The sequence below is a fragment of the Massilia sp. TS11 genome, assembly GCF_022012445.1.
GTDB lineage: Bacteria > Pseudomonadota > Gammaproteobacteria > Burkholderiales > Burkholderiaceae_D > Telluria.
The window spans coordinates 61,752-87,109 of sequence record NZ_JAKLTS010000005.1 but is presented as its reverse complement, the minus strand read 5'-3'; the positions used below and the strand labels follow the sequence as shown (position 1 = coordinate 87,109).

Genomic DNA, 25,358 nt, shown 5'->3' with positions numbered 1-25,358 from the left:
TACTTACTGGCCCGGCCGGTATTTGCGCTCGAGCTGTTTTTCGATGTCTTCGCGGTAGAACAGCACGTCCTTGAAGCGCCCTTCCGTATAGGCCTGGGCCTGGTCGTTGAAGTGGGGCGAGGCCGGATTGCCGCTGACGCCGCCGGCCAGCAGGCTCTTGGCCTGGATGCGCGGCCCGAATTCGACCACGGCGACGAAGCTGTTGCCGTAGTCGCCGTAGATGCGCTTGGTCGTCTGCTTGGCGCGCATGCCGAACGAGGCCAGCGCGCCCCAGTTACCGGAGGCCATCGGCACCGGCAGGCTCGGCTGATTGTCGTCGTAGCGCTGCTGCACCTCGCCGCTCAGGCGCTGGAAGCGGTTGATCTCGCCCCACGGTGTCTGCCAGCTGCCAAAGTCGGTCTGCAGGCGGGCGCTGGCGCGCTCGAGGCCGGCCAGCAGCTCGGCCGGGGCCAGGCGCGGCAGATAATCGAGCACGGGCACGCCGGCCAGGCGGGCGGCGTCGGCATGGCGATTGACCAGATCCTGTAGCCAGTAGATGCCGAGCGAGGTGGCGCTCGAAGTGAGGCTGCTGCGCCGGTCCCAGGCGCGCAGCAGGGCCACCTGGGCGGCGACCGGATTGCCGGGCTGGGCGTCAGCGGCCGCGAACAGCAGCGGCAGCAGCGGGTCGAACGCGGTCAGATAGCTGTCGTAGGCGAGCGCGATCATGCCGTCGATGCTGAGCGGGGCCTTCAGCTGGCTCAGCAGACGCAGCGCGTGCACGCCGCGCGCATTCTCGGGGCTGGGCGCCATGTAGGCCGGGTAGTCGCTCTGCTTCGGACTGGCCGTGCCGGCCGCCGTGAACGGCCAGTTATTGGTGTTGAACAGCCAGCCGCTGGCGGGATTGAACAGGTGGATGGTCTCGTCGAGCTTGTGCAGGCCCTGCCATTCGGTGGCGCGGGTGCTGCCGTCGACCGGGCGGCTCCAGTCGAAGCGCGGATCGCGGCGCGGCACGAAATTGCCGTGGAAGTAGGCGATATTGCCGTCGCGGTCAGCATACACGGTGTTGTTCGAGGAGTTCGTGCGCAGCTGCATGGCCTGCACAAAACTGCGGTAGTCGCGCGCCTTGGTGCGCAGCCAGGACTGCTGCAGGGCCGGCAGCGGATTATTCATCAGGCGCACGCTGACCCATTTTCCATCGGCCGCGCGCACCACCGGGCCGTGGTGGGTGTACCAGACGGTCTGCGTGCGGCTGGCCATGCCGGTCGCCGTCTTGAAGGGCAAGCTCAGCTGCACGGCCTTCATCGGGCGCAGCTTGCCCTCGTACTGGTAATAGGTATTGCCGTCCTTTTCGACCACGGTCTCGAGGTATTCGTCGATGACGTCGGCCCCGCCCGAGGTGTGCATCCAGCCGAGCCGCTCATTGAAGCCCTGGTAGACGAAGAACTGGCCCCAGGTCACGGCGCCGTAGGCATTCAGGCCTTCCTGGCTGACCACGTGGATCTCGGGGCGGAAGTAGAACGAGGTGTGCGGATTAATCATCAACATCGCATGGCCGTGCGCATTCCAGCGCGGCGCGATCGCAAAGCCGTTCGAACCGGCCGGCTCGGGCAGGGCCGGCTGCGCCAGCTCGGCCAGCTGGCGCTGGGTGTACAGGCCTTCGAGCTGGCGCAGACTGACCGACTCGATGTCGCCGCCGATCGAGCCTTCCGAAAAGCTCAGGGCCATCCAGGGCTCGAACTGGGTCAGCAGGCGCGGCTTCACCTCGGGGTGGGTGTGCAGGTAGTAGTTGAGGCCATCGGCCCAGCCCTGCATCAGCTTCTTCAGCCAGGCCGGGCTGGCCGCGTACTGGGCCTGCAGGGCTTTCGGGTCGATGAACAGCTTCATGCGCAGATCGCGCCACAGTTCGGCCTCGCCCTCGACTTCGGCCAGGCGGCCCATCGCATTGATGTAGTTGGTCTCGATGCGCGCGAAGTCGTCTTCGGCCTGGGCGTACAGCATGCCAAACACGGCGTCCGCGTCGCTCTTGCCGAAGATGTGGGCGATGCCCCATTTGTCGCGCAGGATTTCGACCTGCTTGGCACGCGCCTCCCAGCGGGCCAGTTCGGCCGGGGTGGCGGCCAGCAGGGGCGTGCTGGCAAAAGCCAGGGCGATCAGGGCGGCGAGTCGGTGCATGCTGGGTCTCCGGTTGGGGCGTTGGACTAAGGCGCGCGCAGGGCGGCCAGTTCGGCTTTCAGGGCCTGGTTTTCGGCTTCCAGGCTGGCGATACGCTGGCGCAGGCTGTCGAGCGTGTCGGTCTCCCACGGCACGCTGGTGCTGGCGCTGGCGCTGTCTTCGCGCGCGGCGGCCATGGCCGGCGCGGGCGGCGGCGGCGCCGGCTCGGCGGCGGGACGGCTGGCCAGGCGCTGGGCGCGCAGGCTGCGCGCTGCTTCCTGCAGCTGTTTGCGGCCGCCGGCGACGGCCGCCTGCTGGTGCGCGGGCGGCAGCGCGGCCACGGTGGCGGCGGCATTGATCGAGATGGTGCCCTTGCGGACTGCCTCGACCAGTTCGGGCGTGGCGGCTTTTTCGATCTTCTCGATGCTGGCGATCAGGGCCGGCGAGACGCGCGCCTCGCGCGCCAGGTCGCTGCGCTTGAGGCGCGGCGCCGGCTGCTCGGGCGTGGCCTGGGCGGCCAGGATCTCCTTCTTGCGCAGGGCCAGCACGCCGCGCTGGAATTCGGAGACGCTGCGCCGGCCCAGATGGTTGTTGATCATCCACAGGCGCACGTCGTCCAGGCTGGCGAAGCGGGTGTTCTGCACGGTCTGGAAGGCGATCCCGTGCTTCTGGCAGATCGCGTAGCGGTTGTGGCCATCGACCAGCACATCGTTCCACAGCACGAGGGCGTCGCGGCAGCCCTCTTCCAACAGGCTGCGTTCGAGGGCGGCGTATTCGTCGGCGGTGAGCGGCTCGATGAACGAGCGCAGATCTTCTCGGATGGTGATATTCAATTCGGCTCCTGCATGTTGCGGGCTGCATCCTACACCAAGTGCGCAGGGCCATGTGCTAGAATCTCGGCCGCTGCCCGGATGGTGAAACTGGTAGACACCCGAGACTTAAAATCTCGTGCTCGCAAGGGCGTGCCGGTTCGATCCCGGCTCCGGGCACCATTCAACCAGGGCGATACCATGCATAACAGCTCCCCGCAGGTCAAAGGCTTCTTCGACCCCGCCACCTCCACCATCAGCTACGTCGTCTACGCGGCGCCCGGCAGCGCCTGCGCGATCATCGATTCGGTGCTCGACTACGATCCCAAATCGGGCCGCACGGCGACCCATTCGGCCGACGCCATCATCGATTTCGTGCGCGCCAATGCGCTCAGCGTGCAGTGGCTGCTCGAGACCCACGCCCACGCCGACCACCTGTCGGCCGCCTCCTATCTGAAGGAGAAGCTGGGCGGGCAGATCGGCATCGGCGCCGAAATCCGCGGCGTGCAGAAGGTGTTCAACGCGATCTTCAACGACCACGACCCGGCCCACAGCACCGGCGCCGACTTCGACAAGCTGTTCGCCGCCGACGAGGAATTCGACATCGGGCCGCTGCGCGCGCGCGCCTGGCATGTGCCGGGCCACACGCCGGCCGATATCGCCTACCAGGTGGGCGACGCCGTGTTCGTCGGCGACACCATGTTCATGCCGGATGTGGGCTCGGGCCGCTGCGACTTCCCGGGTGGCTGCGCCGAGCAGCTGTTCCAGTCGGCGCGCCGGCTGCTGGCGCTGCCGCCGCAGACGCGCCTGTTCCTGTGCCACGACTATCCGCCGCCCGGACGCGAGGCGACCTGGGAGACCACGGTGGCCGAGCAGCGCGCCCGCAACATCCACATGCACGATGGCGTCAGCGAATCAGCCTTCGTGGCGATGCGGCGCGCGCGCGACGCCACCTTGGCGATGCCGGTGCTGATGCTGCCGGCGATTCAGGTCAATATCAAGGCCGGCCATCTGCCGGCGCCCGAGGACAATGGGGTGCGCTATCTGCGCATCCCCCTGAACGCGATTTAATCGGCCAGCGCCGGCACCCGGCCCGGCGTCTCGTCCATATTCGCCATGAACCAGGCCAGCGAGGCCATCACGGCCACGTGGCGGCGCAGGGCGTCGGGCGAGACCTTGTCGAAGGTGTCGGCCGCCGTGTGGTGGTAGTGGAAGTAGGTCGAGGTGTCGATCAGCGGTTCGAAGCTCGGCACGCCCGCGTCTTCCATCAGGTGCAGGTCGCCCGTCTGCAGCCGCTCCTCGCGGCGGAACACGCCGGCGCCGATCGGCTGCAGCGCCGCCTGCAGCGGCTTGAACAGCTTCTCGGCGCGCGCCGACACGCTCGCCATCAGGCCGAACGGGTGGCCGCCGCCGCCGTCCGACTCGATCGCGCCGACATGCTTGCCCATCTGGGCGCCGAAGGCCGTCTGGTAGGCCTGGGCGCCGCGCCCGCCGTTCTCCTCATTCATCCAGGCCACCATGCGGATCGTGCGGCGTCCGTGCAGGCCCAGTTCGCGCAGCGTGTGCAGCACGCCGAGGGCGCCGGCGATGCCGGTGCCGTCGTCATGCGCGCCGGTGCCCAGGTCCCAGGAATCGAGGTGGCCCGAGACCAGCACCACTTCGTCGGCCTTGTCGGTGCCGGGCCAGTCGGCGATCACATTGAAGCTGTCGGCGTCGGGCAGGGTCTGCGGAGTCAGGGTCAGGTGCATGGCCAGCGGACCGCGGCGCGCCAGGCGTGCCATCAGCAGCGCGTCTTCGGTACTGACGGCAGCGGCCGGGATGCGCTGCTCGGGCGCGAGGCCGGTGGCGCCCGTGTGCGGCAGGCGGAAATCGGCGCCGCCGACCGAGCGTACCAGGGCCGCGGCGGCGCCCAGTTCGGCCGCGCGGCGCGGGCCCATGAAGCGGTAGCCGGCGCCATGCCCGTAGGCGGGACCGGCCAGGCCGCGCTCGGCCTGCCATTGGTCGAAGGGCACATTGAACAGCACGATGCGCCCTTTGACCTCGGCCTTGCGCGCTTCCAGTTCGTCGAAATTATTCAGCACCAGCAGCGCCGCGGTCAGGCCGGCGGCCGGGGTCGCGCCCGAGCCGCCCAGGGCGGTCAGGGCCACGCGCTGGCTCAGGCCGGCCGGACGGCCCACATACTCGACCAGTTCGGCCTTCTCCTCGCCGCGCACCCAGTGCGGCACCTTGACCGGCTGCAGGGTCACGCGGGCGCCGAGCGCGCGCAGGGTGGCCGCCACCTGTTCGACGGCGGCGGCGGCGCCGGCCGAGCCGGACAGACGCGGGCCGACCAGGTCGGTCAGGTCCTCGAGGCGCTGGTAGGCCCAATCGCTCTGCATGGCGTGGTCGCGCACGCGGTTCAGGGTGGCGGCGTCGTTGGCCGGAGCGGCGATGGCCGGCGCCATCAGGACGGCCAGCAGGCTGGCCAGGGCAAGGCGTGACATGCAAATCCTTCGGTAAATAAAGAAGGCATGACAATACAACAATCGCGCGCGGTGCGCAGCCGGCAGGCAATCGCAACACTTGTAAGTTTGTGTTAAAGGTGGTGGATCGTGCGCCCGTCCTTGGCTAGAGTGAAGCCATCAGCCACACAGAAAGGACCGATGCCATGCTGACGAAAACCGCCCTCACCGCCCTCACGCTGGCCGCGCTGACCGCCTCCTCGTCGGCGCTGGCCGACGACCGCGGCCTCAACACCCTGACCGGCGCCGTGATCGGCGCTGCCATTGGCCACGCCACCGGCGGCCGTGACGCCACCGCGGCCGGCGCCGTGATCGGCGCCGCCATCGGGGCCAGCAGCAGCCGCGACGACGGCTACTACCGCGGCGGCTACCGTGGCGGCTATGCGCCAACCACCTTTGTCGAAACGCGCTATGTGGCGCCGCCGCCCCCGCCGGTCACCTATGTCGAAACGCGCTACTACGCGCCGCCGCCGCCGGTGGTCGTCTACCGCGAGCCGGTGCGCTACTACGGCCCGCCGGTGGTCGTGGTCGAACGCCGTGGCCACCACCACCACCATCACTGGGAACGCTGAAGGTCTCGAGCAAGCAGCCTTACGCCGGGCGGCGCCGACACGCCGCCCGGCGTTTTTTTTTGAGAAAAAATGGGGTCAGACCCCATTTTTTTTCTGGCGCCCCCGGCTAGGCCTGGCCATCGGAACTCGGGGGGCCTGGTATGTACTGCAAGGGCGATGTCGTTTGTCTTGGTCTGGGCCGCTATACGCTCGACAGCGTGCTGGCCCAGGCGCAGTTCGGGGAAGTGTGGCGCGCCCAGGGGCCGCACGGGGCGGTCGCGCTCAAGCTGCTGCAGGCGCGCGCGCTGGCGGCGGCGCCACCGGCCGTGCGCCGCCACTGGGTGGCCGCGGCGCGCAATGAGGCGCGCTTTCTCGGTGGGCTCGACCCGTGGGACGGGCGCCATCTGGTGCGCCTGCTCGACAGCGGCAGCATCGATGGCCTGCCGGCCCTGGCGCTGGAACTGCTCGACACCGATCTGGCGCGCCATACGCGCCTGCTGCGCAGCCTGGGCTGCACGCCGGCGCCGCGTCAGCTGCTGGCCTGGCTCGGGCAGATCAATCAGGCCCTGGAACGCATCCATCACCATGGCTGGCGCCACCTCGATCTGAAGCCGGCCAATGTGCTGCTCGACCTGGGCAGCGGCCAGGTCAAGCTCAGTGACTTCGGCACCAACCGGCCGCAGGCGGTGCGCCTGCACAGCTATGCGGGCACGCCGCACTGGCAGGCGCCCGAACAGCTGCTGGCGCTCGCGCCGGACGTCTATCACACCGATGCGCGCACCGACTATTTTGCCTTCGGCGCGCTGTTCTACTACCTGGTCACGGGCGGGCAGCCGCTGCGCTTTGGGGCGGCCTGCGCGGCGGCCTGGCGCGCCCGGCCCGACGATCCGGGCGCGGCCCTGCGCGCCCAGCATGGCGGGGCGCTGCCGCCGACCTTGCGCGAGGATGAGGCGGCCCTGTTCCGCCAGCGTCTGACGCGCGCCCTGGAACAGGAGGAGGACTGCGCCGCGCCGCGCGCGGCGGTGCAGGTGGCCGAGCAGCTGCTGCGTGCCTTGCTGGCGGCGGCGCCGGCGGCGCGCCCGCCGCATGCGCTGGCGATCGGGCGTCAGCTGCTGGCGCTGCGCACGGCCCTGGCCCTGGCGCCGCGCCGCCAGACGCCGGCCGTGGGCGGCTGGCTGGCGCGGCTGGGCGTGCTGGCGCGCGCCGGGGCGCGCTGATGCGGCGCCTGGCCGCCGTGCTCGTGGCTGCCCTGCTGGGGCTGCAGGCCCTGGCCCTGTGGCAGGCCGGGACGCGCTGGCAGCTGGCCAGCGTCACGCTCCGGCTGGCGCCGGGCGCCAGTCTGGCGCTGGGGCGGGCCGAACTGGGCGCGCCCCAGGCCGGCGCCCAGCATCTGCTGCTGGGGCGCGCGGCCGATGGCGCCTGGTGGCTGCGCCCGCTCGGCGGGCGCGCGGTCGAAGCCGGCGATGGCCAGCAGCACTGGCGGCTCGACAGCAGGCTGCTGCAGGCGGGCGAGCGCGTCCTGCTGGGTGAGCAGACGCTGGCGGTGAGCGCCGTGCAGCCGGAGCGGCTGGCGTTTCGCCTCGGCGCCCACGCCTGGCGCTTTGACGGCGCGACGCTGTGGCGCGACGGCGTGTGGCAGGGGCCTTGCCCGGACGCGGGCTGGAACGAGCGCCTGCGCGCGCAGGCGGCGCGCTGGCTGCCGCTGGCCGGCGCCCGCGCCGTCCAGCTGGGCGGCTATGTCGACTGCGGCCAGCGCGTGGCGGCGCCCGTGAACGCGCGCATCGCGCGCGGCACGGACGGCTTTCGCCTGCTTGGCGTGGCGCCGCACGCGCAGCCGCTGGCCGGGCTGCGCAGCCTGCGCATCGGGGCCACCCAGTTCACCGTGCAGCTGGACGCCGATCAGCTGCGCCTGCTGCCGAGCGGGCATGTGCTGCTCAATCCGCAGGCGGCGCCGGCGCCCCTGCCGGCGCTCGACTGGCAGTGGCGCGCGCGCCCGCTGTGGGCGCTGGCGCCCGCGCCCTGGCTGCTGCTGGTGGCGCTGCCGCTGCTGGCGCTCGGACGGGCGCCGCGCGCGCTGCTGCTGGCCGCTTGCCTGAGCCTGGCCGGGCTGGCCGCGCTGCTGCTGCAAAGCGCCGGCCAGGCGCCGGGGGCGGCGCTGCTGTGGCTGCTGAACGCGGCGGCCCTGCTGGCCATCGCGCGCAGCCCGGGCCGGGCGGCCCCGGCGGCGGCCGTGCTGCTGGCCGTCGGCCTGCTGCTGCAATTGCAGCTGGGTCTGGCCGCGAGCGACAGCGCCGGGCTGCGCTACTACGAACGCAGCAGCGCACTGCTGGCCCTGGGGGCCGGCGCCAGCGTGTGGGCGCGCGCCCTGTGGCGGGCGCGCCCGCCGCTGCCGCGCGTGGCCGAGCCGGTGCTGGCCGCGCTGGCGGCGCTGGCGCTGGCGGCCCTGCTGCTGCAGGTACTGTGGGGCGACGAAACCGGGGTGTTCGGCCTGCAGCCGGTGGAGTTTGCCAAGCTGGCCCTGTGCGCGCTGGCCGCCCACTGTCTGGCGCTGGCCCAGGCGCGCCAGCCGGCCAGCGGCTGGCGCCGCCTGCTGCCATATGCGGCCCCGGTGGCCGTGTGCGCGGCCCTGGTGGCGCTGGCCCTGGTCGAAGTCGACGATTTTTCGCCGCTGGTGCTGCTGGCCCTGTGGGCCGGCGGCCTGCTGCTGGCCTGGCTGCTGGCCCAGGGGCGGCGCCGCGCCGTCGCCGCCGTGCTGCTGCTGGTGCTGGGCGCCGGCGCCGCGCTGGGCGCCCTCAAGGCCGACGGCCAGTGGTTCGGCCAGCTGCGCTTTTACGGGGCGCGCTTTCAGTTGTGGCTGGCCCCGGCCGCGCATCCGCACACGGGCCGCCAGCTGCTGCTGGCCGGGCAGGCGCTGGCGGCCGGCGGCTGGTTCGGCCACGACGGCCGCCTCGGCCTGACGGCGCTGGCGGCGCCGGCCCCGCAGGCGCTGGCGATTCCGGCCGTGCAGGACGATTTCGCGCCGTCCTTCCTGATCCACCGCCACGGCCTGCTGGCCGCCCTGCTGCTGTGGGGCGCCCAGGCGGCGCTGCTGGCGGCCCTGGCCGGCGCCAGCCTGGCCGCGCAGGCGCGCGCGCGCGTGGCCAGCGCCCATGCGGCGCGCTGGCGCGCCCATTTTCTCGGCTTTGCGCTGGCCGGCGGCGCCGCCTTCCTGGGCGGGCACTTCCTGCTGTCCTGGGGCACCAATCTGGCGATCCTGCCGATCATGGGGCAGCCGATGTCGGCCCTGTCGGCCGGCGGCAGCCATCTGCTGTTTTTCCTGCTCCCCCTGCTAGGCCTGGCTGCCATCACCTGCGAGGAGACCTGAGATGCCGACCTATGTCCAACACGAAGTCCTGGGCAAAGTGCCCGACGTATTCAGCGCCGAGGCCCTGTGGCAGGCGCCCGGTCTGGCCCTGTTCCAGCGGCGCCCGCTGCTGCGCGAGCTGCTCGAGCGCTGTCCGCGCGAGACGCGCGGGCGCCAGGCCACGCGCTGCTTCACCCATATCTGCGTCGGCCTGCCGCACGAAGCCGTGGAAGACGACCGCCATCTGCAGCGCGGCGCGCGCGCACGCGAACTGGCGGCCGCCCTGAGCGCCCTGCACCAGCAGGATTTCGGCGACCTGCTGGGCGGCGAGAGCGTGCGCTACACGGTGCAGGCCGAGGCGCTGGCGCCCGACCAGGTGGCGGTGCGCTTCGGCCACGCCGTGTATGTGGCGGGCGCGCAGGACAGCGTGCTGTATCAGCTGAGCGTGTCGCGCGACGGCAGCCGCTGGCAGGCGCTCGGCCCGATCTATGCCGAACAGCGGCTCTGCCTGCTGGGCAGCGAGCGCGCCCAGGCCAGCCATGTGGTGGCCGACTGGCCGTTCGCGCCCGAGGACGCGCTACTGATCGTCAACGAAGGGCCGGACAGCGCGCCCGAACTGCAGATGCGCCCGCGCAGCGGCTACAGCTGCACGCACGACCCGGCCCACGACTGGCATGTGGTGACGGCGCGCCGCGGCAGCCTGCCGGCACGCCTGCTGGTGCGCCTGCAGCCGGCGGCCGCGCCGGCTGCGGCCGCGCGCGTGTGGCAGGCGCGCGCCGGCGCCACCGTGCTGGCGGCCGCCCCGGCCGCGCTGCCGGGCGCCGAAGCGACCTTCGCGCCGGCCGCCGGCTACAGCCTGCAGCTGGCCGCGCTGGCGCTGCCGCGCCTGGCCGCCTATCCGGCCGTGCAGGCAAGCGCGCTGACGCTGGCGCTCGACGCCCAGCTGCGCCCGGTGCGCGGCCGCGGCGCGCTGTGCCTGCGGGTGGCGGCCGACGGCGCCCTCAGTCTGCAGGCCAAGGACCAGCCCGCGCAGGCGCTGACCCTGCCCGGCGCCTGCACGCTGCCCAGCGGCGCCAGCCTGCGCGTGCTGGCCGTCCCGCCGGCGCTGGGCGACCGCTATGCGGCCCTGCTGCCGCTGGCGGGCGGCGCCAGCCTGCCCTTGCTGAGCGGCGCGCGCCTGCCGTTCGGGCGCCAGGCGGGCGCCGTCGGCAACCTGCGCGTGGCGGCCGGCGCGCTCACTCTCGAGGGCGACGATGCGGCCCAGGCCGAGCGCCTCGGTCTGTCGCGCCAGGCCTGCAGTCTGGAGGCGGGGCCGGACGGGCTGCTGGTGCGCCGTCTGGCGCCGCAGCAGGCCCTCTACCACCTGGGGCCTGACCTGGGCCTGGTGGCCGTGCTGCCGCCGGGCGAAGCGCCGTATTGCCTGCCCTGGGGCCACCATCTGCTGGCCGGCCCGTATCTGCTGCTGGCGCAGGGCTGAGCCATGCTCTGGCTGGCCGCCCCCGCCCTCGCCCTGCTGCTGGCCGGGCTGTTCACGCCGCGCGCCTGGTGGCGCCGGCCAACGCTGGCAAATCTGGCCCTGCTCGGCGGCCTGAGCCTGCTGATCGCCGGCCTGTGGACGGCCTGGCCGCGCGCCCCGGCGGCCAGGCCCGCGCCCGCGCTGGCCGCTGCGGCTACCGCCCCGGCCGCGACGCCGCCGGCGCGCCTGCGCGCCCTGCGCGTGGAACGGGCGCTGAACCTGCGCGCTGCGCCCCAGGTGGAGGCGGTCCGGCTGGCCGTACTGCCGCCCGGCAGCGAGGTGCGTCTGAGCGGCGCGCGCCAGGGCGACTGGCGCGAGCTCGAAGCCGAAGTCGACGGCCAGACGCTGCGCGGCTGGAGCAGCAGCCTGTGGCTGCGCCGCGCCGAAGAACTGGCGCGCTAGCCCGCCCGCCTCGCCAGTACGCGCAGCGGACGCCAGGCCGCAGGCAGCGGCAGTGCCGCGCCCGGGTCGCACCCGCGCCGCCCGCGCCGCGTGGCGCCGCGCGGCCCGCCGCCACGGGCGCTAGCATGCGCGCGCCCCGCACGATCGCCCGAACTGGCCGCCAAACACCCGCCAATTCCGGCGCGGGCCCGGGGCGCGCCCGTGCTAGGCTCGGGGAATGAGGATACTGGCGCCGCCGCTGGACTTCGGTCCCTACGAGGTAGCCGCACGCAGCAGCGTGGGGCCGGCCCCTGCGCGCGCCGAAAACCAGGACAACTACCTGCTTATCGACACCCGCGGCCAGGCCGAATTCCTGCGCGGCCAGCAGGTCGCGCGCCACCAGCTGGCGCACTGGCCGGCCGGCCATGTGCGCGTGGCCGTGCTCGACGGGATGGGCGGCCACGGCCAGGGGCGCGAAGTCAGCGAGGCCGTCGTCGCCGGCCTGCTCAGCCTGCCCGCCGCGTCGAACCAGGCCAGCCTCAATCACGCGCTCGACACCCTGCACCAGCAGTTGCAGGCCCATTTCGCCGACAGTCCCGGCCGTCGTCCGGGCACCACCCTGACCCTGCTCGAACTGCCGCCCGGCGGCCCCGCCCTGCTCTACCACGTGGGCGACTCGCGTCTGTACGCGCTCACCGGCGCCGGCGCGCAGCCGCTGACGGTCGACCATGTGCCGGCCACCAGCTATGCGCTGGCCGGACTGCTCGACGCGGCCGGCTGGTGGCAGCAGGTGCATGGCGAGCACCGCGCCCAGATTTCCCAGGCCTTCATCCTCGGCAATGCGCTGCGCCAGCCGCAGCACCTGGCCGACGGCCTGTATCCGCTCACCCCGCTGAACCTGCCCGACTACCTGGCCGCCCTGGCCGACCGGCGCGCGCTGGCGCTGGCGCCGGCCACCAGCTATGTGCTGGCCAGCGACGGCTGCTGGGCCTGCGCCGATCCGGCCGCCTGGGTGGCTCAGTGGCCGGCCCTGCTGGCGGGCGCCCCGGGGCCGGCGGTCGAGCGTCTGTTCAGCGCCCTGCACAGCCAGCCGCCGCCGGGCCTGCAATCGGATAATCTGACCGCGATCATCTTGCGCCTGCGGCCATAATCATTGCTCTTGGACACGAAAATCGCTAAGCTAGACAGACCTTAACGGCCCTCGCCCCATGAACCATTGCCGCCACCCGGACCACCCCCACTGCACGCAGTGGGTGGCGCCCGGGGACACGCACTGCGCCAGCGGCCACGCCCAGCCCGGCTCGACACCGACCAGTTTCGAGCTGCTGCGCGGCCTGCGCGCCAGCCGTCCGCCTGCGGACGCGGCGGCGCTCGTCCCGGCCCAGCTGCATGTGAGCGGCTACGACCCGCGCGCGGCCGGCGGCCGCCAGGTGCTGCGCCTCGATGTGCGCGGAGTGGCGGCGGCGCCCGGCCAGCAGCTGCGCCTGCAGTTGCAATCGGCCCTGCTGCCGCACGGCGCCCAGCAGCACTGCCTGGCGCCGGCCCTGGACGGCAGCTGGCGCCCGCACTACCTGGAATTCTCCTCGCGCCAGCGCGAGCACGGCCAATACCGGATCGAAGCCGAGCTGACCCTGTACGCCGGCGCCCAGCTGCTGCGGCGCTGGGTCGGCACCCTGCTGCTGCTGGTGCCGCGCGCCGACGCCTCGCTGCTCGACATCCAGCGCGCCTTCCTGTCGACCCACAAGAATGTGCGCGTGACGGCCGACGACGCCTCGGTGGCGCGGGTGCAGGCGCGCAGCGGCGCCGGCCCGCTCGACATCGACGTGCGCGCCACCAATGCCGGCATCGCCCACCTCGACCTCGACGCTGCCAGCGGCGGCAAGATCGACCACGCCGTGGCCACCCTGGCCTGGGATGAAGACCTGATCGAAGTGGCGCTGACGGCCGCGCTGCGCCAGCACCCGGCCCCGGCCGCGCGCGCCTGCCTGGTCAATGCCGCGCCCGAATCCCTGGTGCAACGCCATGTGCGCCTGTTCGCCCTCGACGAGTGCGTGCTGGGCCGCTTCGAGGCGCACGCGCCCGAAGCCGACCTGCTGCTCTGCCACCACGACGCCGACGGCGCCCGCGCCGACGGTCTGACGCGGCGCATTTCGGCGCGCCATGCGATTCTGCGGCGCGGACGCCACGGTTTCGAGATCGAAGACATTTCGCGTTTCGGCCTGCTGATCGACGGCGTCGCCGCACGCAAGCACCAGCCGGTGGCGCTGCGCCTGGGCATGCGCATCGGCCTGACGGCCAGTATCCGCGGCGTGCTCGAACTCAGTGTCAGCGCCCTGCTGCCGCATGCCGTGCTGCTGCACCGGGTCGACCAGGGCGCCCATGCCGAATGCTTCTACGTGCTGGCGCCCGAGACCGCGCCCGGCCCCGGCCTGCGCAGCTGGGCCACCCTGCCCGAGGCCAGCGTGATGCCGCTGCTGTGCCACCACGACGGCGGCTTCTGGCACGTCGACCCGGCCAGCGGCCAGGAAACCGCGCTGACGGCCGGCCCCGTGTCCGAGCGTCTGGCCCAGGTGCCGCGCCTGACCCGCCTCAGCCTTGACCCCTATCCGGAACTGCGCCATCAGGGCGGCGCCCCGCAGGACATCGGCCTCTCGCCGTTCAAAGTTTCCACCGCGTCATTCCAAACCGCTAAGATTTGACGGCGGCCTGCCGTTACCCCAGGTGAGGGAGTTCACACCAACGGGGATAGCCGTGACTATCGGGATCAATACCAACCTGGCCTCGCTGTACGTCCAGCGCCAGGCCTACATTGCCGAGCAAAACAGCAACCAGTCGCTACAGCGCGTATCGACGGGGCTGCGCATTAACTCGGCCAAAGACGATTCAGCCGGGATGGCCATCGCCAGCCGCATGTCGTCCCAGGTCAATGGACTGAGCCAGGCCGTGGTGGCCGCCAACGACGCCATCTCGATGACCCAGACCGCCGAGTCCCATCTGGGCACGATCGAAGGCCTGCTGCAGCGCATGCGCCAGCTGGCCGTGCAGAGCGCCAACAGCTCGAATTCGACCTTTGACCGCAAACAGCTGCAGGGCGAGGTCGTCGAGCTGACCGGCTCGATCGACCAGGAAGTGCGCAACTCCGAATTCAACGGCCACAAGCTGATCGATGGCTCGCTGACCAATATGACCTACCAGATCGGCGCCGACATCGGCCAGACGATCAGCATCAACATCGCCAGCGCGCGCGCGGCCGACCTGGGCAACTACACGGTCGACAGCCAGAGCGGCAGCGGCATCTCGAGCGCCGTGGCCCAGGCCTCCTCGCTCAACTACAGCACCGGCAACGGCTTCCAGCAGCAGGCCATCATCATCAGCGGCTACGGCGTGAACGCCACCACCGGCACCCTCGCCGCCGGCACGTCGGCCAAGCAGGTGGCGGCGGCCGTGAATGCCCTCAGTTCCCAGGTCGGCGTCGAGGCCGAGGCGCGCACCGAAGTCACGATCAGCAACGTATCCCAGGGCCAGGTGCGCCTGCAGCTATTCGGCAGCAATTCCGTGGCCGTGACCATCGCCGCCACCATCAATTACACGAACGACCTGTCGGCCCTGGCCAATGCCATCAACGCGCGCAGCGGCACCACCAATGTGACGGCCGTGGCCGACCTGCAGGGCAATCTCAAGCTGAGCAACCAGTTCGGCGAAGACATCAAGATCGGCAATCTGAACGACGTTGGCGAAGGCCTGACCGGCGCCACCATCCGCGGCTACGATGCCGGCACCAGCGTCAACCTGGCCGCCACCGGCGGCGGCGGCGATGCGGTGGTGGTCGGCGGCAAAGTCAATTTCAATTCCCACGCCGGCTTTGCGATGAGCACCAGCAATGGCACCAGCCTGCTGACGGCGAGCCAGGTGGGCAGCACGCTCAATGCCCTGTCGCAGATGGATATCAGCACGGTGGCCGGCGCCAACAAGGCGATTGCCACACTCGATGCGGCCATCACCTCGGTGAACAATGGCATGGCCTCGATGGGCGCCCTGCAGAACCGCTTCAACTCGACGATCTACAATCTGCAAACCACCTCGACCCAGGTGCAGGACGCGCGCGGCCGGATCCAGGACACCGACTACGCCCACGAGTCGACTGAACTGACACGCAAGCAGATCCTGCAACAGGCGGCCAATGCCATCCTGGTCCAAGCGAATCAAGTGGCCGACAACGTCCTGACCCTGCTGCAACCTTACTGATCTGAAGCGGCGCCGCGCGGCATCGCGCCAGCGGCAGCCGCACGCCGCTTGCTCGGCCGCCTGTGCGGGCGCCGGTCCGACCGGCATTGTGCCGCGCCTGCCTGAGGCCGGCGCAGCCGGGCCGCCCTTCCGCACCCGGTCCTTGGCACCAAAGCTGCTCGTTTTGCGATCTCGCCCTGCGCGCGCCGGCCTGCCGGCCCGCGTGTCCTGCGCGCACACTTTTCGGCCCCGGACCTCGCGGCCGAGCCCGCCAGCTGCGCCGACCCCATTCCCTACTTTGGCCGCCTTTGAACCAAACCTGCTCGTTTTGCCCGCCGCCGAGCCCGAACTTCCGCCTGCCCGCGCAGTCTAATCTGTATCGGACCACCCGCAGGAGCAGCGAGCATGTTTGATCTAAAGACCCTGGCATTAAGTGACCACACCCTCGCGGTGCTGGCCCGTTATCTTGAACGCACGGGCGACCCGCGCCCGCTCGAAGACGTGGTGGAGCTGGCCATCCGCGCCTGGCTCGACCTGCAGGGCGACACCCTGCACGGCTATCAATGGAAAAGTCTGTTCCTGCCGGAGGGCACGCAGTTACGCCTGCGCGTGTTCGACAAATACCACGTGGCCTGCGTCCAGGGCGACAAAATCATGTATGCCGGGCGCTCGGTCTCGCCGCGCCAGTTCGTGCTGGCCGCCATGGGCTGTGTGCGCAACGCCTGGAAGGAAGTCTGGCTGCGCTGCCCGGGAGATGGGCGCTGGCACCTGGCCGATGTGCGGCGCCGCCTGCTGCGCCACGATCCGCGCCGCGCGCTGCCGCATGCGCCCGCGCCCGAGCGCGCGCCCAGCGCCGCCGAAGCGGCTGGCGTGCAAGCGGCCGCCGCCACACCGCCGGCCAGTGCCGAGCAACGGGCCGAACACGCGCGCTACCACGCCTACGAAGACGCGCAGGCGGCCGTGCGGCGCCACCACTTCCTGCGCCGCGACGACCTGCTGCACGACAGCCAGCCAGACCTACGCCGCAGTAAACCGCGGCCCGGCCTGCCCTATATTCCGGGCCGGCCCGGCATGCCGGAGCGGCGCCAGCCGCCGTCCACGCCGCTGGCGCAGAGCGGCCGGCGCCAGTTCCGGCGCAGTACCTGGCCCAACCAGCTGTACTAGCGGGCTTACTGCACGGTCAGGATGACCTTGACACTGTCATCCACGGCCGCTTTATCGATATAGCCAATCGCCTGCGGATCGTGGGCGACGGCCTTCTTCACCTCGGCCGCGCTGCCATACTCCTTGGGCGCCGCGCCTTTGCCGGTGAACACCAGCTTCGACCAGATCGCCTTCACCTGGGCGGTGTCCTTGTTCAGCACCTTCTGGTAGAAGTCGTTCTTGATGGCCGTCCCATCGGTGTATTCCACCGGCGTGAACAGGGTCGATTTACCCAGGAAGAACTGGGCCGCCTGCTCGGAGAACATACGCGTGGCGGGGTTCTTCGGATTCACGATCACGGCGATTTCACCGGCCGTGGCCTGGACGCAAGCCAGCACGAGGCCGGCTGCGACACACATCTGACGCAGTTTGCTTTGCATGATGGCCTCTCCTTAGAACACGAAATCGATACCGGCGGCGTACACATTCACGCTGCCCTTGAAGGCCGGCGTCGCATTCACGAAGCCGCCGGCGCCGTCACGCGGGCTGATCCGGTCCATCTGCACCTTGAACGCGGCCGACTTGTAGAAGTCCCAGCGCAGGCCGAGCGAATTGGTGCTCTGCAGGCCGGACTTGATGGCGGCATTCGTGGCCGCCGTCAGCGGCGCCAGCGGGCCCGTCGTCGGCAGGCTGGCGAAGCTGCGGATCGAATCCTGCTCGACATTGCCGTGGTAGTAGTAGGGCGTGAACTTGCCATAGCGGTAGCCGATCAGCGCATACCAGGACGTGGTGTTCTGCACCAGGCGCGAATCGGTGCGGCGCTTGGCCAGTTCGGACTGGATGAACACGCTGCCGTAGTCGGCCGTCAGGCCCAGCGAGCTGAAGCTGCCGTGCACGTCGGTCAGGCCGAGCTGGTCGGCCACGCTGTTCAGGCCGAGGCCGCGCAGGGTCTTGACCAGGGTCTCGGCCGAAGTCGCGTTGCGGGCCGACACCGGCGCGCTCGCGTAACCGAAGCGCAGCGTGTAGGCGCCGTGCTCGGCCACCAGATTCACGAATTTGACCGGACGGAAGGTGTAGTACTCGTTGCCCGGCACTTCGACGCGCACATTGCCGCCGCCGACCTGGGCGGTCAGATTGGTGTCGCCATACGCGTGCTGGTAAATCAGGTCGGCGCCGTTGAAGCTATTGTTCGGCACCTGGCGGTACACCTCGGGCGAGGGGCGGATCATCGTGTTGGCGTAGCCGACATCGAGGAAGTCCGACACCATGTACAGCGGCGTGCCGATGCGGCCGACGCGGAAGCTGAAGTCGGCATTGGCCTTGACCCGCACAAAGGCCCAGGTCAGGTCGCCCGTGTACTGGTCGGTGGCGAACTTGCGCACCAGGCCCTGGCCGGTGAAGGACACGCTGTCGTTCAGCTTGTAGGTGGCCTGGATGCCGAAATTCGAGTCGACGCCCGTGCGCGCCTGGGTCTTCACGCCCGCGGCCTGGTTGTAACGGGCAAATTCGGCCTGGTCGTTGTCGGTCCGGGTCAGGGCCGCGGTGCCAAACCCGCTGATGGTGATGTTATTGCCGTCTTCGGCGTGGGCGCTGCTGGCGAGCAGGGCCAGAGCCGATGCGACGAGCATCGTGCTGGTGCTGAGTTTCATATGCTTCGATTCCCTTGGGATGGAGGACGCGGAGGGGCTCCGCGCTGCCGGTGAGCAGGTCCGCACGGGCTGTGGGGGCGGCAGGCGCTCGGGCGCGCCGGGGCATGTGGCGGGCGCGCGGCTCTCTCGGTTCTAATTGTAATGACAATGCTTATTGCAGAGGAGAAAGCATTGTCATTATCGAACCGCGCCCGCGGGCGGTCAATGGAAGGGGGAAAAACGTCGCGTGCGAGCAACGGCGCCAGCCGGGGCCGGCGCCGTGCCAGCGCGCTTACTGCACCACCAGAATGACTTTGACGCTGTCGTCGATGGCCGACTTGTCGATGTAGCCGATCGCCTGCGGATCGGCCGCGACCGCCCGCTTGACCTCGGCCGCGCTGCCGTATTCCTTCGGCGCCGCGCCTTTGCCGGTGAACACCAGCTTCGACCAGATCGCCTTCACCTGGGCCGTGTCCTTGTTCAGCACCTTTTGGTAGAACTCGTTCTTCACGGCCGTGCCGTCCGTGTATTCGACCGGCGTGAACAACGTCGATTTACCGAGGAAGAACTGGGCCGCCTGTTCGGTGAACATGCGCGTGGCCGGGTTCTTCGGGCTGACGATCACGGCGATTTCACCGGCCGTCGCCAGACCGCCGACCGCCAGCAGGGCGGCCGCGGCCACCAGAGCCTTGAATGTGCGTGCCATGGCTGCCTCCTTAGAACACGTAATCGACGCCGACCGCGTACACCTTGGCCGGTCCGGTGAAGCCCGCGGCCGGCTTGAGGAAGGCGCCGGCGCCGTCGTTCGGGCTGATATGGTCGACCTGGACCTTGAGCGCGGCCGACTTGTAGAAGTCCCAACGCAGGCCGAGGCTGGTGGTCGACTGCTGCGCCACGCGGATCACGCTGTTGACGCCGGCCGTCAGGGCCGCCGCCGGGCCGCTGCTCGGCATGCCGCTGATGCTGCGCGGCGAATCCTGGGTGACCTTGCCATGGTGCAGATACGGCGTGAACTTGCCGAGCCGGTAGCCGCCCAGCACATACCAGGAGCTGGTGTCGGGCGCGGCCAGGGTCTGCACGCGCCGGCGCGCGTACTCGCCCTGGGCGAACCATTGGCCGTAATCGGCAATCGCGCCGACCGAAGTGAAACTGCCGTCCACGTGGTTGAGGCTCATGCGATCGGCCACGCTGCCGAAACCGCTGGCGCGCAGGGCCCCCTTCAGGCTGTCGACGGCCGGCACATTAATCTGCGACAGATTGCCCTGGGCGCGCCCGAAACGCAGCGTGTAGGGGCCGTTTTCGTAGACCAGATTCAGGAAGTAGACGCGGTGGTATTTGACGGTCGAGCCGCCGGCATTCGGCACCGAGCTGCTGCCCAGGCCGATCTGGCTGCTGAGGCTGCCCTCGCCGACGCCCGTCTGCCAGATCAGGTCGGCGCCATCGAGGCTGTCCATATTGACCTGGCGGTACACTTCGACCGAGGGACGGATCATCGTGTTCGCATAGCCGACATTGCGGAAGTCGGAAATCATGTAGACCGGCGCGCCGACCCGGCCCAGACGCACGCTGACGGCCTCGTTGATCCGGTATTTGGCGAACGCCCAGGCCAGCTCGGCGCCATAGGTATCGGTCGCATACTTGCGGCCGATGACCTGGCCGGTGAAGGAAATGCTGGGCGCGGCAATGAAGGTGGCCTGCACCCCGAGGTTCGAATCGACGCCGCTGCGCGCGTCTTTCTTCACCCCGTTGAGCTGGTTCGGACGCGCGAATTCGGCCTGGTCGGTGTCGCTCCAGGTCAGGGCCGCCGTGCCGAAGCCGGACACGGTGACGCTGCCCACTTCCTGGGCGGCCGCGCCGACACTGGCCAGTGCCATCAGGACGGCCAGTGCGCAAGTGGTTTTCTGCATGGTGCTCCCCTTTTCTGTTGTTGTGGTAAGCACCATTATCAACAGCGGAGATCAATACGGCCATCGTCCTTTGGGACAGAGGCAAAAAAACCACACTTCTTGCATGGATGCAATTTGCCCTAGTCGCGCGGACGCTGCTCGGGCAAGGGAATCCACTCGGTTTCGCCGGGCACGGGCGGGAAGCGCTGGGCCTCCCAGTCCTCGGCCGCCTGGCGCAGGCGGGCCCGTTCGCTGGCCACGAAATTCCAGTACAGGTAGCGCGGCCCGTCGAGCGGGGCCCCGCCGATCAGCACGCAGCGCCCGCCCGCATCGCTGGTCAGCACATGCGGCGCGCCGCTGTCGAGCACCAGCATCTGGGCCGGCGCCAGCGCCTCGCCGTCGCAGCCGACGTCGCCCGCCACCGGATACACGGCCGCCTCGGCCGGCAAGTCCTCGAGCACCAGCCCGGCTCCGGGCGCCAGCGCGATGTCCAGGTACAGGGTCGGGTGGCTGCAGCGCACGGGCGAGCGCAGCCCGAACGCGGCCCCGACCAGCACGCGCACGCGCGCCCCGTCGGCGCGCCATTCGGGAATCGCGCGCGCCGGCGTGTGCGCGAACCAGGGCGCGCTGTCTTCCTCGGCGCGCGGCAGCGCGCACCACAGCTGCAGGCCGTGGCTGCGCCGCGCCTGGCCGCGCAGCGCGGCCGGGGTGCGCTCGGAATGCACGATCCCGCGTCCCGCATGCATCCAGTTGATCGCACCCGGCTCGATCAGCTGCACGCTGCCGACGCTGTCGCGGTGCTCGATCGCGCCCTCGAACAGATAGGTGACCGTGGCCAGGCCGATATGCGGATGGGGGCGCACGTCGTGGTTGGCCTCGGGTGCCACCGCGAGCGGGCCGAAATGGTCGAAAAAGATGAACGGACCGACCGCCTGGCGCTGCGCGGCCGGCAGCAGGCGGCGCACCAGGAAGCCGCCGCCGAGGTCCTTGCTGTGGGCCGGCAGAATCTGCGTCATGGCGCCAGCTCCGTGCTGATCTCGGTGCGCACGCTGCTCATCAGCTTGTGCACCGGGCATTTCTGCGCCGCCGCCAGCAGCGCCTGGCGCTGCATGTCGCTCAGCGCCCCGCCCAGGCTCAGGGTGGTGGCCAGCTTGTACAGGCCGGCCCGCTCCTGGCTGGCGTCGCGCTCGACCCAGACTTCAATCTGCTCGACCGGGATGCCCTTGCGGCGCGCATACCAGGCCACCGTCAGGGCCTTGCAGGCGCCCAGCGCGGCATCGTACAGATCATGCGGCGACGGCGCGCTGTCCTCGCCGCCCTCGTCCACGCTGACGTCGGCCGCCAGCGTGTGCGGCCCGATCGCGATCGTGTGGCGCAGCGGGTGGGCCAGGTCGCGGCTGATGTGGATGCGCATGGGTTCTCCTTGACGAAAGCTCAACTCTACACGCTTTCATCCGAGGCTGCGCGCGACCCGAAAGCCGATGTCGACCGCCAGCGTGTCATCCGCCGCCGCCGCCCGGCTGGCGCTGCGCAATGCGGGCGCGGCGCTGCGCCAGGAGCCGCCGCGCAGCACGCGCTGGCGGGCGTCGCCGCCCTGCTCCCACACGCTGGCCTCGAGCGGGGCGCCGCTGTAGTCAGCGTGCAGCGGATCCTGCACCCATTCCCACACATTGCCGTGCATGTCGAACAGGCCCCAGGCATTCGGCCCGTACTGGCCGACCGCGACCGGCGCCGCCGCCGCATAGCAGGCCTGGGCCGGCGTGATCGTCTCGCCCCAGCTGTAGGCCTGCTTGCTGCCGGCGCGGCACGCATATTCCCATTCGGCCTCGCTCGGCAGCCGGTAGTGCTGGCCGGTCTGGGCGCTGAGCCAGCGGCAGTAGGCCTGCGCGCCCGCCCAGCTGACCCCGGTCACGGGCAGGCGCCCCGGTCCGCCCACGGGCGCCTGGCCCTGCTCGCGCGCGAAGCGGTCCCACTCGGCCCGCGTGACCGGATAGCGGCCCAGGGCCAGCGCCTGCTGCACCCCGACCCAGTGCGGCGGCGTCTCGCGCGCCAGCAGCGCGCTGTCGCTCCCGGCCGCCGCGGCCAGCTCGCGCTCGTAGTAGTGCGAGCCCATCTGAAAGCGCCCGGTCGGAATCAGGACCAGCTCCGGCCCGTGCCCGCTGCCGTCCTGAAACAGGTCGCGCAGCACGCCGGCCGCATCGGCCGTCGGGCTGCTCGGGGCCGGCAGCTGGGCCGCCAGTTCGGCCGCGCTGCGCTCGGCCAGGGCCTGGCGCGCGCGCTCCTGCTCGGCGCGGTAGGCGGCGGCCGCCTTGGCCTGCAGCTGTTGGCGCGCCTGCGCTTCCTGGGCCGCGCGCGCCTGCGCCAGGGCCAGCGCGCGCCGCTCCGCCAGCTGGCGCCGCAGCGCTTCCTTGCGCGCCGCCGCCGCCGCCTTGGCCTCGGCCTGGGCCGCCCGCGCGGCCGCCTGCTCCTGCTGCTGACGGGCGCGCGCCGCCGCCTGGGCCGTCGCCGTCGCCTGGGCGGCGGCCGCCGCCGCCGCGCGCGCGCGCTCCTCCTCGGCCGCGCGCGCCGCCGCATGCTGGGCCGCCAGTTGGTCGGCGCTTGGCCCGCCCGTGCGCGCCAGTTCGGCCAGCAGCGTCGACACGCTCGGCGGGCGCTGGGCCGGCGCCGCCGCCAGTGCCGTCTGCAGCACCGCCCACTGGCGCGCGTTGAGGCCGGGCGGGGCCGGGTCGCCCGCCTGCGGCAGGCGCGCCGTCAGCATCACGTGCAGCAGCGCGGCCGCCCCATACACGTCCTGCACGCGCTGGGCCGGCAGGCTGCGCCCGCCGACCGTCTCGGGCGCGCGGTAGCCGGCCGTGCCGGCCTGGCCGGCCGTGGCCGAACGCGCCGGCGCCGCGATCCCGAAGTCGAGCAGCTTGACCTGGCCGGCGCGCGTGATGAACAGATTGGCCGGCTTCAGGTCGCGGTGCACGAGCTGCTGGCGCTCCCACGCATAGTCGAGCGCCTCGGCCACCGGCTGCAGCAGCGCCAGCGCGCGCGCCAGCGGCAGCGGCCCCTCGCGCGCCAGCAGGCTGGCCAGATCCTCGCCGTCCAGGTATTCCATGATCAGGAAATAGCTCGAGGTGGCCGGGTCCTGGGCCCAGTCGTAGACGCGCACGATGTGCTCGTGCGCGAGGCGGCGCGCCTGGGTCGCCTCCTCCACCAGCAGGCGCGCCAGCGCCGGGCTGTGGGTCCACTGCGGTTCCAGGATCTTCAGCGCCACCAGTTCGCTGCGCCCCAGCTGGGCCAGGGTGGCCAGGTCGAGCGCCGCCCACACCTGGGCCATGCCGCCCACGGCCAGCTGGCGTTCGAGCCGGTAGCGCCGGCTCTCGGGGCCGATCTCCATGCCGGCCATCAGGCCGATGTCGGTGCCGGCGCGCGGGCCGGCCGCGGCCAGCTGCGAGGGCGCGTATTCGGCGTCCAGCAAGGCTTGCTGGCGGCGTTCGAATTCGGCCGCGTCGAGCAGGCCGTCCGCATGCAGGGCATGCAGGGCGCGCAGCTTGTCGCGGGTGCTTGTGCTCATGTGCGCTTACACCGGGTCCGGCTTGCGCAGCGGCGCCACCCCGAGCTGGCCCAGGGCCGTCAGGCGTTCGGCCGCGATCTGGCCGAGCGTCTCGATGCGCGCAATCTCGAGTTCGGCCATGGCGCGCGCGTGCGCCTGCTCGGCCAGGCGCGTGTCCTGCCCGTCCTGCCAGCGCGCCCGTTCGATGGCGCGCTGCTGCTCGAGCATCTGCTGCTCGAGCGCCAGGGTGCGCTGCAGCTTGGCCTGCTGGCTCTCGGCCTCGCGCGTGCGCCCGGCCCGGTTCAGATCGTCGATGCGCGCGCTGACCTGCTGGCGCAGCGCCTCCGCTTCCAGCGCGGCCAGGGCCTCGTCGCGTTCGAGCGCGCGCAGGCGCCCGCCTTCGAGCGTGGCCTGCCAGGCCAGCAGACGCTCGGCCTCGGCCGCGCGCGCCTGCTGCGCCAGCGCGGCCAGCGCCTGCTCGGCGCGCTGCTGCTGGGCCGCCAGCGCGGCCGCATGTTCGGCCGCCGCCAGTTGCTGGGCGTGCAGTGTCTGGCGCAGCGCGCGCTGGGCGGCCGCGTCCTCCAGGCGCTCGGCCTCGGCCAGGCGGAAATCGAGCTGCAGCTGCTGCAGGCGCTGGGCCAGGTCCTGCTTGGCGCGCGCCAGGCTGAGCAGGCCCGACTGGCGCGCCAGCGCGAGCTCGGTCTGCTGGCGCACGCGCGCCAGCTGGCGCAGATGCTCCCAGCGCTCGCGCTCGCGCAGCTGGCCGGCCGCCTTCTCCCCCAGCGCCTGTTCGAGTTCGGCCACGGCGCTGGCGGCGCCGGCGCGGATCGCCTGCTCGCGCTGGCGCGCCTCGGCCACGCGTCCGTACAAGTCGACCGTGCGCAGACGCAGCGCCTGCACCCGCTCGCCGTGTTCGAGCTGCTGCTCGGTGTGGCGCAGGCCGGCGCGCAGGCGCTTTTCTTCCTTCTCGAGGCGGCGCCAGGCGTCGGCGTCGTACAGGGCGTCGAGCTGGCGCGCGTGTTCGATGCGGCGCGCCGCCTGATCGACCACCAGATACAGGCGCGCGTCGGGCCCCTGGTCGTGGCGGATTTCGAAGGTGTCGACGGCGCCCACGGCCAGCCCGAATTCGGCCAGGCGCTGCGCCATGCCGCTCAGGATGCGCTCTTCGAACTGGGCGCGCAGCGCGCCGTTCTGGGCCATCTCGCGCAGCGACTGGCTGGCCAGGAATTCCAGGGCCAGCTGGCGCACGGGCGCGCCCAGCAGCGCCTGCAGCTGGGCCACACCGATCACCCCGGCTTCGGCCATGAAGTGGCGCGCAAACAGGGCCACCTCGGCCACCTTCAGCTGCAGCTGCAGGGCGGCGCGCAGCACCAGGCCCTCGCAGCTGCGCAGGTCATCGAATTCGAACGGTACCGCCAGCGCCGTGCTGCGCGCCACCAGCACGCTGCCGCCGCCGTCGCGCAGCAGATGATTGAGGCGCGCGAAAAAGCCTTCGATCTCGTGCTCGCCGGGGCCGACCTCGCTGGCCGCGCCCTCGTGCAGGATCCAGGCGCGCATCCCGCTCGGCAGATTCAGGGTCTTGTTGAACTGCCCGGGCAGCGCGGCCACGCGGAAGCTGGCCGCCAGGTCCTGCGGACCGGGCCACCAGCGCCCGCCGTCGAGAACGGGCGCGGCGCGCGCGGGAATGGGGGAAACGGGGCTGGCCATC

General features: G+C 71.3%; 21 protein-coding genes and 1 tRNA gene. 11 read left to right on the top strand and 11 right to left on the bottom strand.

Annotation, left to right across the window (positions count from 1 at the left end; translation table 11 throughout):
* Positions 1-3: 3 nt before the first annotated feature.
* Both LZ005_RS09310 and LZ005_RS09305 read right to left on the bottom strand, forming a co-directional pair.
* Positions 4-2,151, bottom strand: a complete 2,148-nt coding sequence (locus LZ005_RS09310) for a penicillin acylase family protein (RefSeq protein ID WP_237806970.1) — start codon at positions 2,149-2,151, stop codon at positions 4-6.
* Positions 2,152-2,177: 26 nt separating this feature from the next.
* On the bottom strand, positions 2,178-2,963 hold the full coding sequence (locus LZ005_RS09305; RefSeq protein WP_237806968.1) for a hypothetical protein: 786 nt from the start codon (positions 2,961-2,963) through the stop codon (positions 2,178-2,180).
* Between the two features lie 72 nt (positions 2,964-3,035).
* On the opposite strand from LZ005_RS09305, the gene LZ005_RS09300 reads away from it, so the two are divergent.
* Both LZ005_RS09300 and LZ005_RS09295 read left to right on the top strand, forming a co-directional pair.
* Positions 3,036-3,122: transfer RNA gene (locus LZ005_RS09300), tRNA-Leu, on the top strand.
* Positions 3,123-3,140: 18 nt separating this feature from the next.
* Positions 3,141-4,010 (top strand): MBL fold metallo-hydrolase, encoded by an 870-nt coding sequence (locus tag LZ005_RS09295; protein ID WP_237806966.1) that lies wholly within the window; start codon positions 3,141-3,143, stop codon positions 4,008-4,010.
* Here LZ005_RS09295 and LZ005_RS09290 read toward each other — a convergent pair.
* The gene (locus LZ005_RS09290; RefSeq protein WP_237806964.1) at positions 4,007-5,422 is read right to left on the bottom strand and encodes a M20/M25/M40 family metallo-hydrolase; all 1,416 of its coding nucleotides are present in this window, start codon (positions 5,420-5,422) and stop codon (positions 4,007-4,009) included. The genes LZ005_RS09295 and LZ005_RS09290 overlap by 4 nt on opposite strands.
* 164 nt (positions 5,423-5,586) lie before the next feature.
* On the opposite strand from LZ005_RS09290, the gene LZ005_RS09285 reads away from it, so the two are divergent.
* The 9 genes from LZ005_RS09285 to LZ005_RS09245 all read left to right on the top strand — a co-directional run bounded on the left by LZ005_RS09285 (position 5,587) and on the right by LZ005_RS09245 (position 16,619).
* Positions 5,587-6,012: a glycine zipper 2TM domain-containing protein gene (locus tag LZ005_RS09285; protein ID WP_237806962.1), complete on the top strand. Its 426-nt coding sequence runs from the start codon at positions 5,587-5,589 to the stop codon at positions 6,010-6,012.
* Between the two features lie 140 nt (positions 6,013-6,152).
* Complete coding sequence (locus tag LZ005_RS09280; protein WP_237806959.1) at positions 6,153-7,208, top strand: protein kinase; 1,056 nt, start codon at positions 6,153-6,155, stop codon at positions 7,206-7,208.
* Positions 7,208-9,355, top strand: coding sequence for an FtsW/RodA/SpoVE family cell cycle protein (locus LZ005_RS21645; protein WP_269106632.1), 2,148 nt, complete (start codon positions 7,208-7,210; stop codon positions 9,353-9,355). The genes LZ005_RS09280 and LZ005_RS21645 overlap by 1 nt, the downstream gene beginning before the upstream one ends.
* Position 9,356: 1 nt before the next feature.
* Positions 9,357-10,811 carry a hypothetical protein gene (locus LZ005_RS09270; protein ID WP_237806957.1) on the top strand — a complete coding sequence of 485 codons (1,455 nt, stop codon included), beginning with the start codon at positions 9,357-9,359 and terminating at the stop codon, positions 10,809-10,811.
* Positions 10,812-10,814: 3 nt separating this feature from the next.
* Positions 10,815-11,252, top strand: coding sequence for an SH3 domain-containing protein (locus LZ005_RS09265; RefSeq protein WP_237806955.1), 438 nt, complete (start codon positions 10,815-10,817; stop codon positions 11,250-11,252).
* Positions 11,253-11,469: 217 nt separating this feature from the next.
* Entirely contained in the window at positions 11,470-12,381 is a 912-nt protein-coding gene (locus tag LZ005_RS09260; RefSeq protein ID WP_237806953.1) for a PP2C family serine/threonine-protein phosphatase, read from the top strand.
* Between the two features lie 58 nt (positions 12,382-12,439).
* Positions 12,440-13,930 (top strand): FHA domain-containing protein, encoded by a 1,491-nt coding sequence (locus tag LZ005_RS09255; protein ID WP_237806951.1) that lies wholly within the window; start codon positions 12,440-12,442, stop codon positions 13,928-13,930.
* A gap of 52 nt (positions 13,931-13,982) precedes the next feature.
* On the top strand, positions 13,983-15,476 hold the full coding sequence (locus tag LZ005_RS09250) for a flagellin (RefSeq protein WP_237806949.1): 1,494 nt from the start codon (positions 13,983-13,985) through the stop codon (positions 15,474-15,476).
* 384 nt (positions 15,477-15,860) lie between these two features.
* Positions 15,861-16,619 (top strand): hypothetical protein, encoded by a 759-nt coding sequence (locus LZ005_RS09245; protein WP_237806947.1) that lies wholly within the window; start codon positions 15,861-15,863, stop codon positions 16,617-16,619.
* 5 nt (positions 16,620-16,624) lie between these two features.
* Here the strand turns inward: LZ005_RS09245 and LZ005_RS09240 are convergent, their stop codons facing one another.
* From LZ005_RS09240 to LZ005_RS09205, 8 genes are all read right to left on the bottom strand, one after another.
* Complete coding sequence (locus LZ005_RS09240; protein ID WP_373889317.1) at positions 16,625-17,017, bottom strand: hypothetical protein; 393 nt, start codon at positions 17,015-17,017, stop codon at positions 16,625-16,627.
* A 33-nt stretch (positions 17,018-17,050) separates the two neighbouring features.
* A complete protein-coding gene (locus LZ005_RS09235) occupies positions 17,051-18,247 on the bottom strand; it encodes a hypothetical protein (RefSeq protein ID WP_237806943.1) in 1,197 nt (398 codons plus the stop codon).
* 271 nt (positions 18,248-18,518) lie between these two features.
* Positions 18,519-18,932, bottom strand: coding sequence for a hypothetical protein (locus LZ005_RS09230; protein ID WP_237806941.1), 414 nt, complete (start codon positions 18,930-18,932; stop codon positions 18,519-18,521).
* Between the two features lie 10 nt (positions 18,933-18,942).
* Complete coding sequence (locus tag LZ005_RS09225; protein ID WP_237806939.1) at positions 18,943-20,133, bottom strand: porin; 1,191 nt, start codon at positions 20,131-20,133, stop codon at positions 18,943-18,945.
* A 119-nt stretch (positions 20,134-20,252) separates the two neighbouring features.
* Entirely contained in the window at positions 20,253-21,128 is an 876-nt protein-coding gene (locus LZ005_RS09220; RefSeq protein ID WP_237806937.1) for a pirin family protein, read from the bottom strand.
* A complete protein-coding gene (locus tag LZ005_RS09215; protein ID WP_237806935.1) occupies positions 21,125-21,526 on the bottom strand; it encodes an OsmC family protein in 402 nt (133 codons plus the stop codon). Before LZ005_RS09215 ends, LZ005_RS09220 begins: the two co-directional genes overlap by 4 nt.
* Positions 21,527-21,562: 36 nt before the next feature.
* Positions 21,563-23,671, bottom strand: a complete 2,109-nt coding sequence (locus tag LZ005_RS09210) for a bifunctional serine/threonine-protein kinase/formylglycine-generating enzyme family protein (RefSeq protein ID WP_237806933.1) — start codon at positions 23,669-23,671, stop codon at positions 21,563-21,565.
* Positions 23,672-23,677: 6 nt separating this feature from the next.
* Entirely contained in the window at positions 23,678-25,357 is a 1,680-nt protein-coding gene (locus LZ005_RS09205) for a hypothetical protein (protein WP_237806931.1), read from the bottom strand.
* Between the last annotated feature and the right edge of the window lies 1 nt (position 25,358).

Coding starts and splice junctions, on each gene's coding strand:
- LZ005_RS09310 (WP_237806970.1), bottom strand. CDS start 2,151: ATGCACCGACTCGCCGCCCTGATCGCCCTGGCTTTTGCCAGCACGCCC.
- LZ005_RS09295 (WP_237806966.1), top strand. CDS start 3,141: ATGCATAACAGCTCCCCGCAGGTCAAAGGCTTCTTCGACCCCGCCACC.
- LZ005_RS09290 (WP_237806964.1), bottom strand. CDS start 5,422: ATGTCACGCCTTGCCCTGGCCAGCCTGCTGGCCGTCCTGATGGCGCCG.
- LZ005_RS09285 (WP_237806962.1), top strand. CDS start 5,587: ATGCTGACGAAAACCGCCCTCACCGCCCTCACGCTGGCCGCGCTGACC.
- LZ005_RS09280 (WP_237806959.1), top strand. CDS start 6,153: ATGTACTGCAAGGGCGATGTCGTTTGTCTTGGTCTGGGCCGCTATACG.
- LZ005_RS21645 (WP_269106632.1), top strand. CDS start 7,208: ATGCGGCGCCTGGCCGCCGTGCTCGTGGCTGCCCTGCTGGGGCTGCAG.
- LZ005_RS09270 (WP_237806957.1), top strand. CDS start 9,357: ATGCCGACCTATGTCCAACACGAAGTCCTGGGCAAAGTGCCCGACGTA.
- LZ005_RS09265 (WP_237806955.1), top strand. CDS start 10,815: ATGCTCTGGCTGGCCGCCCCCGCCCTCGCCCTGCTGCTGGCCGGGCTG.
- LZ005_RS09260 (WP_237806953.1), top strand. CDS start 11,470: ATGAGGATACTGGCGCCGCCGCTGGACTTCGGTCCCTACGAGGTAGCC.
- LZ005_RS09255 (WP_237806951.1), top strand. CDS start 12,440: ATGAACCATTGCCGCCACCCGGACCACCCCCACTGCACGCAGTGGGTG.
- LZ005_RS09245 (WP_237806947.1), top strand. CDS start 15,861: ATGTTTGATCTAAAGACCCTGGCATTAAGTGACCACACCCTCGCGGTG.
- LZ005_RS09240 (WP_373889317.1), bottom strand. CDS start 17,017: ATGTGTGTCGCAGCCGGCCTCGTGCTGGCTTGCGTCCAGGCCACGGCC.
- LZ005_RS09235 (WP_237806943.1), bottom strand. CDS start 18,247: ATGAAACTCAGCACCAGCACGATGCTCGTCGCATCGGCTCTGGCCCTG.
- LZ005_RS09230 (WP_237806941.1), bottom strand. CDS start 18,932: ATGGCACGCACATTCAAGGCTCTGGTGGCCGCGGCCGCCCTGCTGGCG.
- LZ005_RS09225 (WP_237806939.1), bottom strand. CDS start 20,133: ATGCAGAAAACCACTTGCGCACTGGCCGTCCTGATGGCACTGGCCAGT.
- LZ005_RS09220 (WP_237806937.1), bottom strand. CDS start 21,128: ATGACGCAGATTCTGCCGGCCCACAGCAAGGACCTCGGCGGCGGCTTC.
- LZ005_RS09215 (WP_237806935.1), bottom strand. CDS start 21,526: ATGCGCATCCACATCAGCCGCGACCTGGCCCACCCGCTGCGCCACACG.
- LZ005_RS09210 (WP_237806933.1), bottom strand. CDS start 23,671: ATGAGCACAAGCACCCGCGACAAGCTGCGCGCCCTGCATGCCCTGCAT.
- LZ005_RS09205 (WP_237806931.1), bottom strand. CDS start 25,357: ATGGCCAGCCCCGTTTCCCCCATTCCCGCGCGCGCCGCGCCCGTTCTC.